General features: G+C 31.9%; 8 protein-coding genes and 1 pseudogene. 2 read left to right on the forward strand and 7 right to left on the reverse strand.

The genetic code is table 11. The features are described from left to right. Positions 1-42: 42 nt before the first annotated feature. Both ABHQ57_RS05645 and ABHQ57_RS05650 read right to left on the reverse strand, forming a co-directional pair. Positions 43-1,824 (reverse strand): hypothetical protein, encoded by a 1,782-nt coding sequence (locus tag ABHQ57_RS05645; RefSeq protein ID WP_167713252.1) that lies wholly within the window; start codon positions 1,822-1,824, stop codon positions 43-45. A gap of 39 nt (positions 1,825-1,863) precedes the next feature. After that, the gene (locus ABHQ57_RS05650; RefSeq protein ID WP_083574761.1) at positions 1,864-4,884 is read right to left on the reverse strand and encodes a tetratricopeptide repeat protein; all 3,021 of its coding nucleotides are present in this window, start codon (positions 4,882-4,884) and stop codon (positions 1,864-1,866) included. 124 nt (positions 4,885-5,008) lie between these two features. On the opposite strand from ABHQ57_RS05650, the pseudogene ABHQ57_RS05655 reads away from it, so the two are divergent. Further along, positions 5,009-5,531: pseudogene (locus ABHQ57_RS05655) on the forward strand (cell division ATP-binding protein FtsE); the annotation flags it as partial. A 373-nt stretch (positions 5,532-5,904) separates the two neighbouring features. Here the strand turns inward: ABHQ57_RS05655 and mdh are convergent. The 4 genes from mdh to gyrB form a co-directional block, all read right to left on the reverse strand. Continuing rightward, positions 5,905-6,831, reverse strand: coding sequence for a malate dehydrogenase (gene mdh / locus ABHQ57_RS05660; RefSeq protein ID WP_073181642.1), 927 nt, complete (start codon positions 6,829-6,831; stop codon positions 5,905-5,907). 126 nt (positions 6,832-6,957) lie between these two features. Next, positions 6,958-8,877, reverse strand: coding sequence for a PQQ-binding-like beta-propeller repeat protein (locus tag ABHQ57_RS05665; protein WP_047788476.1), 1,920 nt, complete (start codon positions 8,875-8,877; stop codon positions 6,958-6,960). 123 nt (positions 8,878-9,000) lie between these two features. After that, positions 9,001-10,020, reverse strand: coding sequence for a DUF6588 family protein (locus ABHQ57_RS05670; protein ID WP_073181637.1), 1,020 nt, complete (start codon positions 10,018-10,020; stop codon positions 9,001-9,003). Positions 10,021-10,111: 91 nt separating this feature from the next. Then, positions 10,112-12,049: a DNA topoisomerase (ATP-hydrolyzing) subunit B gene (gene gyrB / locus ABHQ57_RS05675; protein WP_047788474.1), complete on the reverse strand. Its 1,938-nt coding sequence runs from the start codon at positions 12,047-12,049 to the stop codon at positions 10,112-10,114. Between the two features lie 429 nt (positions 12,050-12,478). Here gyrB and ABHQ57_RS05680 point away from each other — a divergent pair, with 429 nt between their 5' ends. After that, positions 12,479-13,657, forward strand: coding sequence for a DUF3103 family protein (locus ABHQ57_RS05680; protein ID WP_073181635.1), 1,179 nt, complete (start codon positions 12,479-12,481; stop codon positions 13,655-13,657). Positions 13,658-13,745: 88 nt separating this feature from the next. Here ABHQ57_RS05680 and asnB read toward each other — a convergent pair whose 3' ends face one another. Next, on the reverse strand, positions 13,746-15,407 hold the full coding sequence (asnB, locus tag ABHQ57_RS05685; protein WP_389862719.1) for an asparagine synthase B: 1,662 nt from the start codon (positions 15,405-15,407) through the stop codon (positions 13,746-13,748). Between the last annotated feature and the right edge of the window lie 141 nt (positions 15,408-15,548).

Here is a 15,548-nt window from a genome sequence, read left to right on the forward strand (position 1 = left end):
ATTAATTTTAATACCCTAAATGTAAGTTTTATATTTTAATTTTTAGAATAAGGTGTCAAACTTCCAAGTTAAACCTCCCATTGCTTGAAATCCTTGTACATTAAAGTTGTTAAATCGCTGATAACTGTTGTTTAAAACATTGTTTAAGTTTAAGAATACAGAGAACGAATCATCAAAATGATATCCACCATTAAAATTCACATCAAAATAACTTTTTAAGTCTACTGAAGTAAAGGTCTTAGCAGGTAAAGTGTCATAAACTCTTCCTTTACGATTTCCTACGAAGTATAAGTTAGCACCAGCAAACCATTTATTGGTTTTGTAGGTTCCAAAAACTTCTCCTTTTATTTTAGGCGTGTTCCAGGCTTCTTCTTCATTGGTTAAGGTAAATTTATTAAACTGAGCATTCGCTCCAATAGTAAGGTTTTTAATGCCGTCAAAGGCAACTTCACCAAAGAAGGTCATTAACTTAATATCATCATAAATTACTTTAAAAGAGTTCCCGTACTCATACCCGTAGAAAGTAAATCCGTTAGTTCCAGCAATGTTATCACCCTCCGATTTTGATTGATTGAGTACAAAAAATGGATTATTTTCAATATCAGCATAACTTACTTTTGCATTATAACTAAATTGATGGTTTAGTTTACCTCTAATTCCTCCAAAAGCATCAAACTTTTTATTAGTTTGTCTCATGTCAAGAGTGGGAGACAAATAAGGGTTGTCATCTGTAAAAGATTGATACATATTTGTAGTTAAATCACCAGATGCGCCAACAAATACATTTGCTAGTTCTTTTACTACAGGATAGGAAATCTCCACGTCAGGATAGATAAAAAAGTTATTTTCACTATTTTCTGTATCCATTGAGAAGTAACTTTTTGCTCCCAATTGAATAGCTAAATCTTGTAGATTGAATTTGTAAGTAGGATGTACTCCAAGTGTAATGAAGTTATAATCTATGGGAGTAGTTGCATCATATGCATAGGCATAAGAGCCTCCTAAGTAGTTAACTGTTGTATTTACATACAAATCGTTTAATTGGCGATGAAAATTATCTAAAGGAAAACGAAATTGTGCATTACCATCAACTAAAAATTCAGCACTTTCAAACGAGTCAGAGAAAAAAGCGATTGACCCATTAGCTTCATCTAAAAAAGAGTCATCTGGTTTTATTTGACCAAATATTTTTATGTGATTGTAACTTTGTGCTTCTTCAATAGCACTTAAAGTAGTTTCTGTAAACGTAATATTTGTAGGTAAACCGTACCAGTTGTATTTGTCTTTTTCAGTACTGATACCTGCTGACCATTGAAAATAACGTTCTTGTTGGGTGTAGTTTATGTTTAGGTCAATATTATAAAAAGTACTGCTTAATTCTGTGTTAGCTACAGGGTCAGATGATAATAAGAACTTTAGATGTGCTGTTAATTCACTATCATAATTTTCATTTCGTCTTACATATGCTTCTAAAAAAGGTGAAAGGACGTTTCCAAATCCAACTGATACGTAGTTAGGATATAATTTTTCTCTTTTTCCTAAATCTACTTTTTTCATTGTTCCACTTTTTGGTATAAAAGTAGAGGCAACAGGAACTGAAAATATTTGATACTCTAAAGCTTTTTTCTGAGTTTCTTTAGTGTGTTCAATTACAGGTTTTTGCTTTATTTTAAAAGCATCAGTAATTTTAGGAACATATGAAGTTACAACATTTACAACTTCGGTTTTTATAATAGTGTCTTTAGCTTTATTAGTGGCGTTTTTTTCTTGTGCATTTGTGTATGCTACTAAAAATAAAACAAGTAAACTTAAGTGCTTTTTCATCGATCTAGTCATTTAACTTTCGTTTGTTATTAACAAATTTTAGTTTTGGGTAGTTACTGATTCGTTTGTTTTTGCTTCTTTATTTTTAATGGTACGAAGCTCGTTTTTTGCTTCTTCAATTACATCTTTATACTGTGTAAAGTTTTTGATGATGTTCTCCAGGATGTATGTTGCTTGATATGCATCTTTCAAAGCATAATAGTTTTTAGCCATTATTATATAACTTTTAACTCCCCAGTACTTATATGATGAGTAGTTGGCAATTAAATCTTGTACAGCTTTGGTAGATGCTTCATATTCTTTATTCTCATGCAAAAAGAAAGCATTGTAGTATAAACATTCGGCTTTCAGTTCACCAGTAGCTTTTTTACTAGCTTCGTTAAAATATTCTTCAGCAGTTAAAAAGTCATTGTTTTTGAAAGAAGAGCGTGCTAAAATTATTTTAGCATCCTCAGCAATATTAGTATCTACCTTTCCTTTGAGTAACACTTTTTCAGCATAAGTAATAGCATTGGTGTAATCATCTTTTTTATAGTACCCTTTCATTAAATTACTTTGAGCAAAAATGATGTTTTGTGGGTAGTTAGCTTCCTTTTCTAGTTGTTGGAGTACTACAATACCGTTGCTCCAATCTTCTTTTTGTAAATAAATATTAGCTAACTTCGTTAAAGATTCTTCTGTAAACTCGCTTTTTGTTTGTTTGTTTACATAGGTGTAGTGAGGGATAGCTTTATCAAATAACTTTGTGTTGTTATACGCTTGAGCTAAGTAAAAATGAGCTTTTAAGACATTAATCCCGTTAGGAAATTGTTGTAAGTATTTATTGAATCCTTCAATAGCCTTAGTGTTGTCGTTCTCTAGGAATTTATTTTCAGCAGATTGATAGGTTGCGTTATCTAATTCTGCATTGCTAACATTAGCAAAAGGTATGTTTTTAACCCAAGCAGCATATTCATCTACTTTACCTATATCGATATATACATTTTTAACGTTGGTTACTGCTTGTTTTGCTTCGTTTGAATTAGGATGCTTCGCAACAACTTCTTTATATTTTTCGATAGCTTTTCTATTATTGTTGTTGCTATAATATAATAATCCTTGGCGTAATAATACATTTGGAACGTAGTTGCTTTTTGGATGATTCTTTAATAAACGTTCGTAAGTTTTTTGTGCTTTTGAGGCATTATTCATGGTTGTATAGGTTGTTGCTAACTGAAATAAAGCATCGTCTTTTAATTGAGAACCATCATAGTTACTAATTAAAGTTTCAAGGTTTTGAACTTTTACATCGTTTTTACCTAAGAAACCATTACTCATAGCTGTTTGATATTGTGCATAATCTGATCCTACACCACCTTCTTGTATTACCTTATTATATGCCTTAATAGCATTTGTGTAGCTTTTTGAAGCATAAAAAGAATCTCCTAAGCGATTGGAAGCATCATCATTTAAATCGTTATCATCCAAATTTTGTTCTAAAAATTGCTGAAAATATTTTGCAGCATTCGGATAACTTTTTAGTTTGAAGTTTGTGTATCCAATTTGGTAATTAAGCATCTTAGCCTCGTTAATATCCTTATCAGTAACAGATAAGAAGTGTTTAAGAGCGCTTTGATAATTTCCTAAAGAATATTCGGTTTCAGCCAACCAGTAAGCAGCTTTGTTACTCACAGTAGCGTTCTCTGACTGAGTTGCATTTACAAAGTATGGTTTGGCTTCTGTTATTTTAGTTTCGTTATATAATTGAATTCCCCTGTATAAAGAAACTTCATTAATAATACTTTTACTTTCTGGAGTCTCTGAGGTATTTAAAAAGTCCAAAGCACCTTGATAATCTTGTTGATGCAAGTATGAAGTCACTAACAAATTGCTAATTTCAGCAGCGTATGGAGATGTTGGGTATTTAGCTAAAAAGCCTTTTAAAACATCAGGAACACTTTCGTACGGATTTCCTTCTTCGTAACTTAACTTCGCATAATTTAAAGAAGAACTTTGAGTAATTTGAGCATCAAAATCCATTTCACTTGCATTTTTAAATGCGTTTAAAGCTTCCGTTTTTTTATCTAATTCTAAATAACACTCTCCTAAATGATAGTAAGCATTTTGCGCTACTTTGTTATTTCCACCAATAATTTTATTAAAATTACTAACAGCAGTTTCATAATCTTTTTGTTGATAATAAGCATAGCCTAAATAATAGTAATCGGTATTTGTCCAACGACCATTTTTTCCTTTGTAGGCTTTTAAAAATGGAATAGCTTTTTCGTATTTTTTAAGGTTAAAATAACTTTCACCAACAATTTTAGAAATTTCAGAAATCTCTTTTTGATCTTTCGTAGTTTTTAGTAATTGTTCTCCAATTTGAATTGATTTATCGAACCTTCCAGCTTTAAAACTAATATCTAATATATAGTAATTTGCTTTTGCTTGGTAAGTAGCATCATTAGCTAGTTGACTTAAATTGTCTTCTGCTTCTCCAAAGTTTTCTTCTTTATAGGCTATGTATCCGTAATAGTAACGAGCGTCGTTACCATAAATAGGGTTTCCTAACAGAGTTTGAAAACGAGATTTAGCATCTTTTAAATAGTTAGAAACTAATAATGCATAGCCCATTTTATAATTGAGTTCATTTTTTTCTTCTGGACTCAATAGTTTTTCATTTACTTTTTGATACCATTTTAGGGCGTGAGCAGCTTTTCTGTTGGCGAAATAATAATTACCAACATTTAAAAATGCTTTTTCTTTTTTATTGTTGTAAGGGTAGTTTTCAACAAACTGATTAACTCTATAATCAGCATCATCTTGTTGTAATTTTATTGCACACATAGCATCATAATAGTCAGCATCAGCTTTTAAGTTATGATGTTTTTCAGAGTTTATAGAAACTTCGCGAAAAACTTCTTGAGAAGCAGCGTAAGCTTTATTATTATACAGGCGCATTGCTTTATGAAAATTGGCATTTACATCAGTATTTATAGCTGATTCTTGCGCTATTACCGCTGTTGTAATGGTTAAAAAAAGAAATAAGTAGCAGCTTTTTTTGAAACAGTTAAATCTCATATTTTTTAGTTATCTAGAAACTATAACGTTAGTTTTTTATTTTTGTTGGGAGACTTTTTATCAAAAGTAAGAAATGTTAGAGAATTACGTTATAAAATTTTAGATTTGTAAAAAACTACACTCCATGGAAAATCCTGTTTTACACCTAGAAAACGCAGATATTTATCAACAAGACAATTTAGTGTTATCAAAAGTAAACTTTACCTTAAATAAAGGTGATTTTTATTATTTAATTGGTAAAACTGGAAGTGGGAAAAGTAGCTTGTTAAAAACCTTGTATGGTGATTTACGTTTGCAACGTGGTTTAGGAAGCATCGTTGATTTTGATTTAAAGAAAATGAAAGAAAAAGATATTCCTTTTTTAAGAAGAAAATTAGGTATCGTTTTTCAGGATTTTAAACTATTAAACGATAGAAACGTATTTGAAAATTTAGAGTTTGTATTAAAGGCAACTGGATGGAAAGATAAAACTGAAATGAAAGATAAAATTCATGAAGTTTTAGATAAGGTAGGGATGAAGGAAAAGTACTATAAAAAAACTTTTGAATTGTCTGGAGGAGAGCAACAACGTGTAGCAATTGCAAGAGCATTATTAAATAATCCTGAATTAATTTTAGCAGACGAACCTACGGGGAACTTAGATCCAAAAACTTCACTAGAGGTGATGGAGTTATTGAATGAAATTCACCAAAGTGGAAAAACGATTCTTATGGCTACGCACGATTATCAATTGATTGTAAAGTTTAAACAAAAAGTAATTAAATGCGAAGGTGGAGAATTGTTTGAAGTAGTACAGCAAGCAGTTTAATTTTTTATAAAAAAAAACAAACCCACTTCAAGAATGAAGTGGGAAAATTGCTATGAAAAACTATGAAAAGAAACACTACTAATGCTTCTCCATAATAAAGACGTTCAGATTAGCAGAATCTTACACCACTATTTGAATTTTAACAAAAAATTATAAAAAAGTCCTGAGTAAATTCATTACTCAGGACTTTTAGATTCTACGTTTTTAACTTCCTAGAAAGTTAAAGTAGTGTTGTTGTTTTTAACAGCTTCAGCAGAAGAAGTTAAAGCAGCTTTTTCTTCCTCGCTTAAGTTAATTTCAACGATTTTTTCAATTCCGTTTTTACCTAATACTACTGGTACACCAATACATAAATCAGATAAACCATATTCTCCCTCTAATAAAGCAGAACAAGGGAATATTTTCTTTTGGTCACAAGCAATTGCTTGTACTAAACCAGATACAGCAGCACCTGGAGCATACCAAGCAGAAGTACCTAATAAACCAGTTAGGGTAGCACCACCAACTTTAGTATCTTGTTTTACTTGCTCTAATCTTTCTTCTGATAAGAATTCAGATACAGGAACAGAGTTACGAGTAGCTAAACGAGTTAACGGTACCATTCCTTTGTCAGAGTGACCACCAATAACCATTCCGTCAACATCAGAAATAGGAGCTTCTAAAGCTTCAGCTAAACGATATTTAAAACGAGCAGAGTCTAATGCTCCACCCATACCAATGATTCTATTTTTAGGTAATCCAGTTGCTTTGTGTACTAAATATGTCATAGTATCCATTGGGTTAGATACTACGATAATGATTGTATTAGGAGATTGCTCAACTAAACTAGCAGCTACTGATTTTACGATACCAGCATTGATTCCTAATAACTCATCGCGAGACATTCCTGGTTTACGAGCAATACCTGAAGTAATTACACAGATGTCTGATCCAGCAGTTTTGCTATAATCTCCTGTTGTTCCTGTAATTTTAGTATCAAAACCATTTAAAGAAGCAGTTTGCATTAAATCCATTGCTTTACCTTCAGCAAAACCTTCTTTAATATCAACTAAAACAACTTCAGAAGCGAAATTTTTAATAGCAATGTACTCAGCACAACTAGCACCTACAGCACCTGCTCCTACAACCGTTACTTTCATTTTATATATGTTTTTTGTAATTAATTATGTTTATAAGTGCGGAATCCGCACAAGATGCACAAAAATAGCGATTTGGCTATGGATATAAAAGAAAAACCCGTTGATATTTCAACGGGTTTTATATTGTTAGTTGTAGCTAAATATTTTTAAGTCTTTTCCTTTAGAAAAATAAATCTTTTTAGCGGGCTTGTCAATTTTGTATTTTGGTTTATCTACACCAAACTCATATGTTTCAACAGTGTCACCAGAATCTTTGTTAACTTGCACTAAAACTTTTTTACCTCCTTTGTTTGCATAGAAGAAGGCATTATTTTTAGTGGCTTTAAAAGCATTGTGACGGTCTCCATCCCATAATAACTCTCCTATTTCAGAAATCGTTGTTCCGTCGTTAAATTGAGATACGCCTTTGTTAGCATGTTTTATACCGCGATTTATTGTGTTTTGTTTACCTACAAAAGCTCCTGATCCAACTAGTGCTGATCCATATGTGGCGTTAGCGTATCCAAGTCCTTGCATTCCAAAACCAGTAAAACCTAATGCATAAGAACCAAAATTCTTTAAATGTCTAAACCCTTCGCCAGGTTGTTTAAAGTATTCATTCTTTATTACATTACCTTTGAAGTCTGTAATTACATATTCCCAGTTGCTGTTGATGAAATAACCATTGTCTCTTATTTCAACAGAGGTTATTTTACTAGCATCATTAAAATCAATCTTTTTTACTTGGTCTTTTCCAAGTTCTTTGTCAGGGTTTAAAATGTATAGTTTTTTACCACTTAATAAAATTAAAGAGTTGTTTTTCTCATGATAGGTTAGTTTATCATTTTTTTCATCTAATTTAATTTTGTATACTCTTTTCTCTTCTCCGTTTTGGAAATATTCTATTCTGTATGGGGTTACAAAAATAGTACCTTTATCATAAGAGAAAGTAGTGAATTCTTCTTCGTCGTCTACTTCAAAATCTACATTTTTAATAACCTTTTGAGGTTTTTTCCAAACTTTTTTACCAGTATTATCTACCAAATGCTTTTTGTTTTTGTAATAAACAATATAACCTTCTGAAGTTTTTTCAACACCTTTAACTTTTTTTCTTTTGAATTCTTTTTTCCAAGCATCTTCACCAGTATGATAGTCAAATAATTTAGCTCCGTCTTCGTGGATTAAAAATAATTTTCCATCCTCAAATTGATAGTCTACAAACCCCTCATCTAGTTTAATAGGTTTTTTCCAAGTTTCTTTACCTGAATTTACATCAAAAGCAATAAGCTCTTTACCAATTACTTTTTTCCCTATTAGAGATAATCCCATGGTAAAACCAGCTTTAATAGCTCCCCCAACTAAAGAACTACTTTTGTTTTCAACAGCGATTAAAGACTTATTATCTTCTGTAAAAAACAATTTACCAGCGTCGTATTTTTCTGATAGTATAACTTTACCATCAGATTTGTTAATTAAAAAAACAGTTTTACCAGCTGTAAAAGCAATTTTATCTTCGTTTTGGATAAAGTTATAAGCACCTGCACCTCCTAATAATAAGCTTCCTAATTTCTTATTGGTTTTTATAGAGCTTTCCCAAATGATGTTATCATTTTCAATGCTAGTTAAAAATAGTTTAGCTTCAGTTTTATCAGTTTTTGCAAAAAATAAAATAGCATTTTTACCAAAAACAAACTTGTCATCAAAAATTCCTTTGTATCCATTGGTCTTTTCGTCTAAAATTTTATGACCCGTTTTGATGTTGAAAATTGTTTGATTAAATTTTCCGAATGGAGATAATGCTACTTCACTAAAAGAAGAACCTCCATCTTGACCAAGAGCATTAAGATTTTTAATAAATCCACTTTCTTTGAACTCCCATATTTTTTGACCTGTTTCACCATTAACTCCATATACGGCACCGTCTGTTGTAATCACGGGAATCCCTGTTAGGTTGTGTAGGTAAACGTCACTAATTTTACTATCGAGAGTAAGTGTGTGATCAGGGGCCTTTTGGGCAGATACTAATATAGAGATTAATAGAAGTAATAAGAATAATTTTGTTTTCATAACACTTAAAAATTAAGAGGTTAAAATTTTGTTAAAGTAAAAAATTAGTTGCGAATATAGAGAATAAAAAAAACCTATTTTTACAAAATAGGTTTTTTTTATTATTGGTTTATAAAGTGAGTTTTATCTAAAACTAAAAGCAATACCTGCATTAACAGAGTTATACTCTTGTAAGGTATAACTTCCGAAGATTTTAAAGAAACCTAAACTTAAACGAGCACCTAATGTGGTGTTAAAGCTGCCCGTATTAGTCTTTAAAGATAAAGGGTCAGTAACTCTTTCTTCATCTACTGGAATATTATTGAATTCGTATCTAAGAATGTAGGTTCCAAGCATATTTAGTCTGGTATTACCTCCATTATATCCTACACCTCCGTAAATATTAATAACAGGAAAGTTTAAAGATGCGATTGCTTGTACAGTATATGAATTTAGTTTAAATTCTGCAGAAGCATTTTCGGTTGATACATCACCAGAAACATCACCTATTGTATAATCAACATTCATATTGGTGTAGGCAGCTAGTAAAGAAACATGCAATGGTGTTTTATCCATAGGACCAAACCAATTGGTAATTTCTTTTTTTACTCCTATTCCAAACAATCCTCCTTTTACATCATCAGAGCCTACTTTTGGTACATATCTAACCATTGCTTCAAATTTATAAGGAAGTCCTAATCCAATTTGAACAGAAGGAGCTGGTACGGCATTAGCAGGTAGATCATCTTTAACGCCTTCAGGCATTGTAAAGTTAGCTTCAACTTCTTGTCCATTAACGGTTGTTCTATATGTTAATTCTGCAGGAGTTAGGGAATTGCTTCCAGTAACTGTTGGTGTAGTATTTTGGTTATAGGTAGTATTACTAGATAATCCTATTTTTGTTAGATTAAATATTTCATCTTCAGAAGGTACAAAAGAAGCATTAGCACCAATAGTGATATCAAAGCCAAATTTTTTGTGAACTTTAGCAGTATGATACCAGCCATTGTTCATACTATAAATAAAACCTTTCATAGCAGGATCTAAATAAGCATTTGTTAGTTTGCTAGCGTCTTCTTTTGCTAATAAAATAGTTTCTAATTCCTGAGCTTTAACACTAAAGCTTACCATTAGAGTTAAAAGTGGTAAAAGAATTTTTTTCATAATTATGAGGATGTTGTTTTAAGCGGTAAAAATATAAAATAAAAAAAAGCTCAATAATTTTATTGAGCTTTTTTGTCGTTAAGAAATTGTTTTATGCATCAATATTCGCATATTTTGCATTCTTTTCTATGAAATCTCTACGTGGAGGAACTTCATCACCCATTAGCATAGAGAATATTCTATCAGCTTCAGTTAAGTTGTCAATAGTAACTTGTCGTAATGTTCTAAACTCAGGATTCATGGTAGTGTCCCATAATTGTTCTGCGTTCATCTCTCCAAGACCTTTATAACGTTGAATTGTTACTGATCCACCCATTTTTTGAGCAATTAAATCACGTTGATTGTCATCCCATGCATACTCGCGTTTTTGCCCTTTTTTAACTAAATATAAAGGAGGAGTAGCAATGTAAATATATCCTTGTTCAACCATTTCACGCATGTAACGGAAGAAGAATGTTAAAATTAAAGTAGCAATGTGGGAACCATCCACATCGGCATCACACATAATAACTACTTTATGGTAACGTAATTTGGTTAAGTTTAATTCACGAGGGTCGTCTTCTGTTCCAATGGTAACTCCTAATGCGGTAAACATGTTTTTGATTTCTTCATTTTCAAAAACTTTATGTTGCATAGCTTTTTCTACATTTAAGATTTTACCTCTTAAAGGAAGAATAGCTTGGAAGTTACGGTCACGACCTTGTTTTGCAGTACCACCTGCCGAGTCTCCCTCAACAAGGAATATTTCACATTGAGCAGGGTCAGTTTCAGAACAGTCAGATAATTTACCAGGTAAACCACCAATACTCATTACTGTTTTACGCTGTACCATTTCACGAGCTTTACGTGCTGCGTGACGTGCTTGTGCAGCTAAAATAACCTTTTGAACAATGGTTTTAGCGTCGTTTGGATTTTCCTCTAAATAATCCGTTAACATTTCAGATACCGCTTGTGATACAGCAGCGCTTACTTCACGGTTACCTAATTTTGTTTTTGTTTGACCCTCAAATTGAGGTTCTGCTACTTTTACAGATACAATTGCTGTCAATCCTTCACGGAAGTCATCACCAGCAATTTCGAATTTTACATTTTTAAGTAAACCAGACTCATCAGCATACTTTTTTAATGTGTGCGTTAAACCACGACGGAAACCTGATAGGTGTGTACCTCCTTCGTGTGTATTAATGTTATTTACGTATGAGTGTAAATTCTCAGCATACGAATCATTGTACACCATAGCAACTTCTACAGGAATTCCATTCTTTTCACCTTCCATAGAAATTACATCTTGAATAATCTGTGTTCTTGTCCCGTCTAAGAATTTCACAAATTCAGATAAACCTTCCTCAGAATGAAATGTTTCAGAAATATTATTCCCTTCATCATCCTGATTACGTTTGTCAGTTAACGTAATGGTGATACCTTTATTTAAGTATGCTAATTCGCGCATACGTGTAGCTAAGGTATCGTAGTTGTATTCTGTTGTTTGTTGAAAGATTGATTTATCTGGCAAGAAGCTAACAATAGTTCCAGTAAAATCTGTATCTCCAATAGTTTTTACAGGGTATAAAGTTTTACCTCTTTCATATTCTTGTTGCCAAATTTTACCTTCTTTATGTACAGTTGCAGTTAAATGATCAGAAAGTGCATTCACACAAGAGACCCCAACACCATGTAGTCCACCAGATACCTTGTATGAATCTTTATCAAATTTACCACCAGCACCAATCTTGGTCATTACAACCTGTAGTGCAGAAACTCCTTCTTTTTTATGAATTCCAACAGGAATACCACGACCATTATCTTTTACTGTAATAGAGTTATCTTCATTAATATCTACTGATATTTCATCACAGTGACCAGCTAAGGCTTCGTCAATAGAGTTATCTACAACCTCATATACTAAATGGTGTAATCCTCGTACTCCAACATCTCCAATATACATGGAAGGACGCATGCGTACGTGCTCCATTCCTTCTAGCGCCTGGATACTATCGGCAGAATAATTATGTTTTTTTTCTTCGCTCATTATAAAGAGAATTAAATTAAAGTCTTTATCATAAAAAAATCGCTCGGGAGCGATTATTGTTACATTACAAATTTACGATTTTATAAACTTTAAATAAAGTTTTTAAGAGGTTTTTGTGATGTTTTATCAACAATTGCTTAAGAAATAAAAAAGCCCTTAAAACGGCTAAAAACACTTTTAAATTAGAATTTGAAGATAAATGGATAGTTTGGTCTAATCTTTTTTTATAAAAATAGCTTATTTGGCTTTAAAAATGTTTTATAAAAGTAAAGTTATAAAATTGTTTGTTTGGTGTTAAATAAATGAATTTAAATTAGTGTTTAATGGTTTTTTGTTTATGCTTTTGTAAAAAATTAACATTTTTTAAGGTTTTTGTTGTGTTTTTTGTTAATATTGAAGCTAGTATTAATAAATTAAATTTTTTTTAAAATGAAAACCCCCCGAATTTTATTAGGAGCTTTATTGGCTTCTATGTTGTTTATTGGCTGTAACAATTCTGAAGAATTAGTTACTGGTTCAGAAAGTTTGACAGAAGAGCAAATTTCTAGTTTAACAAATAAGAAAGAAGCTACTTTTCAATTTATTGATTTGATGAAGAATCAAAGCTTTAAAGAAAAGACTCTTGAGTTGTTGAATAATCAGCAACCAAGTGTAGCGATGTCTAAAATTTTAAACCAAACTTCTGAGTTTGTAAGTGATGAAGAGTCATATAAAATGTTAATGTCTAAAACCACTATGTTAGAAGGTAAGGCGTCTAAAGAAGCCGCTCCTGAAAAGATAGAGATTTTGGAAGTTTGGATGCACAATGGAGAGAGAATAGAAGATTTTTCTAATGTATTATTTTCTTTTGCTCCTGAAGGAGATGAGAAAACTTGGGAGAGAGTTGAAGCGTATACAATAGATAAAGAAGTTGTTTATCTTGATCCTAAAGAAGCACCAAGTCAAACAGTTATTGTTATTGAAACTGATGGTTTTGAAGCCTTGAAGAGAGAGGTAATTTATATGAATGAGTATCTTCAAGAAAATGGAGTTCAAAACAACAGGTTTTTAAAGTCTTCATTAGATTTAAGTACTAAATCTGCAAGAAACACTGGATTAGAAACTACGAAGTTAGATAAAATAAGATTAAATGATGATGAAGAACCTTGGATAAGTGGTGCTGCTGAGGTATATGCAATAACATCAGGTATTAAAGATGATAAAAACAATCCTGAAATTAAGGTAATACCTATGTATTATTTAGATCATGATGATACTGATTATTATCCGAATCAAATATTATTGTTTTGGGATGATTATCAATACCAAGCTGCAAATATTCAGTTATTTGAAAAAGATGACAATACAAATTATAAAGACTTAGTTTCTGCTATTGTAAATGGAGTTTTTCAAATTATAGGAACAGTTTCAACACAACCTTGGGTTAATGTTTTGGGTCAGATTGCTGGAGCAATAATTCAAGCGATGCCTGATAGCTGGTATGCCAATAATGATGATTATGTAGATTCGTTTTATACAATTGAAAAAAATAAGAGTTACTATAATTATTATGGAGCTAGAAGAAATGCAAAGGTGAACTTATCTCCTTTTTATGTAGCTCCAAATTAAAAAATAAATTTAAAGGAATAACAAAAACCTCGCCAATAAGCGAGGTTTTCTTTACAACTAAAATTTGAAAAAAAACTAAGAATTTTTCTTAGTAAGCGTCTTCATGTACAGCTTTGATAGCTCTACCAGAAGGTTCGTTTTGGTTTTGAAAACTTTTATCCCAAGCCAGTGCGGTAGGGGTGCTACAAGCAATTGAAGGCACAGACGGAACTGTTAAAGCAGCAGTTTCACTTGGAAAATGCTCTTCAAATATTGAACGATAATAGTATTCTTCTTTAGCTCTTGGTGTTTGTGTAGGAAAGCGATGTGGAGCATTTGCCATCATTTCGTCAGTAATAGCAGCTTCTACAACTTCCTTTAAGGTGTCAATCCAGTTGTAGCCAACTCCGTCAGAAAATTGTTCTTTTTGTCTCCAAGCTACTTCTTTTGGTAAATAGCTCTCAAAAGCTTTACGTAACACCCATTTTTCCATACGTTCACCATTAATCATTTTGTCTTCTGGGTTAATACGCATTGCTACATCCATAAATTCTTTATCTAAAAATGGTACACGACCTTCAATTCCCCAAGCCATTAAGCTTTTATTGGCGCGTAAACAATCGTATTGATACAATTTATCTAATTTTCGTACAGTTTCTTTATGGAATTCTTCTGCATTAGGGGCTTTATGGAAGTATAAATATCCTCCAAAAAGTTCATCAGCACCTTCGCCAGATAAGACCATTTTTATTCCCATAGATTTAATAACACGTGCCATTAAATACATTGGAGTAGAGGCACGAACTGTTGTAATATCGTAAGTTTCCAGGTTGTAAATAACATCTTTTATTGCGTCTAAGCCTTCTTGAATAGTAAAGGTTATTTCATGATGAATAGTATCAATATATTCCGATACTTTTTTAGCTGCAGCTAAATCAGGTGAACCTTCTAAACCAATAGAAAATGAATGTAATTGCGGATACCAAGCAGCATCTTTATCACCAGATTCTACGCGTTTAGCAGCATATTTTTTTGCAATAGCAGAGGTGATGGAAGAATCCAATCCACCAGAAAGTAATACTCCATAAGGTACATCACTCATTAGTTGCCTATGAACAGCGGCTTCTAAAGCATCGCGAACTTCATCTATGGAGGTCTTATTGTCTTTCACAGCTTCGTATTCCATCCAATCACGAGAATACCATTTTTGTAATCCGTCTTCACGCGTATAATAGTGTCCTGGAGGAAAAATTTCGATTTTGTTACAAACTCCTTCTAGCGCTTTTAACTCAGAAGCCACATAAAAAGTTCCGTGTTTATCCCATCCCATGTATAAAGGAATAATTCCCATATGGTCACGAGCTACTAAATATTCATCTGTAATTGAATCGTATACAGCAAAACCAAAAATCCCGTTTAAATCATCTAAAAACTCAACTCCCTTTTCTTTGTATAAAGCTAAGATAACCTCACAATCAGATTTAGTTAAAAACTCATGTTGTTCCTTAAGTTGTTTTCTTATTTCTTTATGATTATATATTTCTCCATTAGCAGCTAAGACAAATCTACGGTCATGGCTAAATAGAGGTTGTTGTCCAGAGGCAGGGTCAACAATTGCTAGTCGCTCATGTGCCATAATTGTTTTTTCATCGCTATAAATTCCACTCCAGTCTGGACCTCTATGACGAACTTTCTTAGCCATTTCTAATAATTGAGGTCTTAATTTATCTGAAGGTTGTTTTAAATCAAACGCACATACAATTCCACACATAATTTTAATTTTATTGTTTATTATAATGCAAATAACTGAATGATGTTTTTATTTTTAAATAATTATTTTTTTTTGGTTATACATTGTAACTTTAAAAGTTAAAAAACATATTTTAATTAACTTTAATTTGCGTTTTAAGCT

The sequence above is a fragment of the Tenacibaculum sp. ZH5_bin.1 genome (genome assembly GCF_042865525.1).
Taxonomy (GTDB): domain Bacteria; phylum Bacteroidota; class Bacteroidia; order Flavobacteriales; family Flavobacteriaceae; genus Polaribacter; species Polaribacter mesophilus.

What these genes read in the sequence shown, in the direction of transcription:
- ABHQ57_RS05670 (WP_073181637.1), bottom strand. Translation starts at nt 10,020, where the DNA reads ATGAAAAAAATTCTTTTACCACTTTTAACTCTAATGGTAAGCTTTAGT.
- mdh (WP_073181642.1), bottom strand. Translation starts at nt 6,831, where the DNA reads ATGAAAGTAACGGTTGTAGGAGCAGGTGCTGTAGGTGCTAGTTGTGCT.
- ABHQ57_RS05680 (WP_073181635.1), top strand. Translation starts at nt 12,479, where the DNA reads ATGAAAACCCCCCGAATTTTATTAGGAGCTTTATTGGCTTCTATGTTG.
- ABHQ57_RS05645 (WP_167713252.1), bottom strand. Translation starts at nt 1,824, where the DNA reads ATGAAAAAGCACTTAAGTTTACTTGTTTTATTTTTAGTAGCATACACA.
- ABHQ57_RS05665 (WP_047788476.1), bottom strand. Translation starts at nt 8,877, where the DNA reads ATGAAAACAAAATTATTCTTATTACTTCTATTAATCTCTATATTAGTA.
- gyrB (WP_047788474.1), bottom strand. Translation starts at nt 12,049, where the DNA reads ATGAGCGAAGAAAAAAAACATAATTATTCTGCCGATAGTATCCAGGCG.
- ABHQ57_RS05650 (WP_083574761.1), bottom strand. Translation starts at nt 4,884, where the DNA reads ATGAGATTTAACTGTTTCAAAAAAAGCTGCTACTTATTTCTTTTTTTA.
- asnB (WP_389862719.1), bottom strand. Translation starts at nt 15,407, where the DNA reads ATGTGTGGAATTGTATGTGCGTTTGATTTAAAACAACCTTCAGATAAA.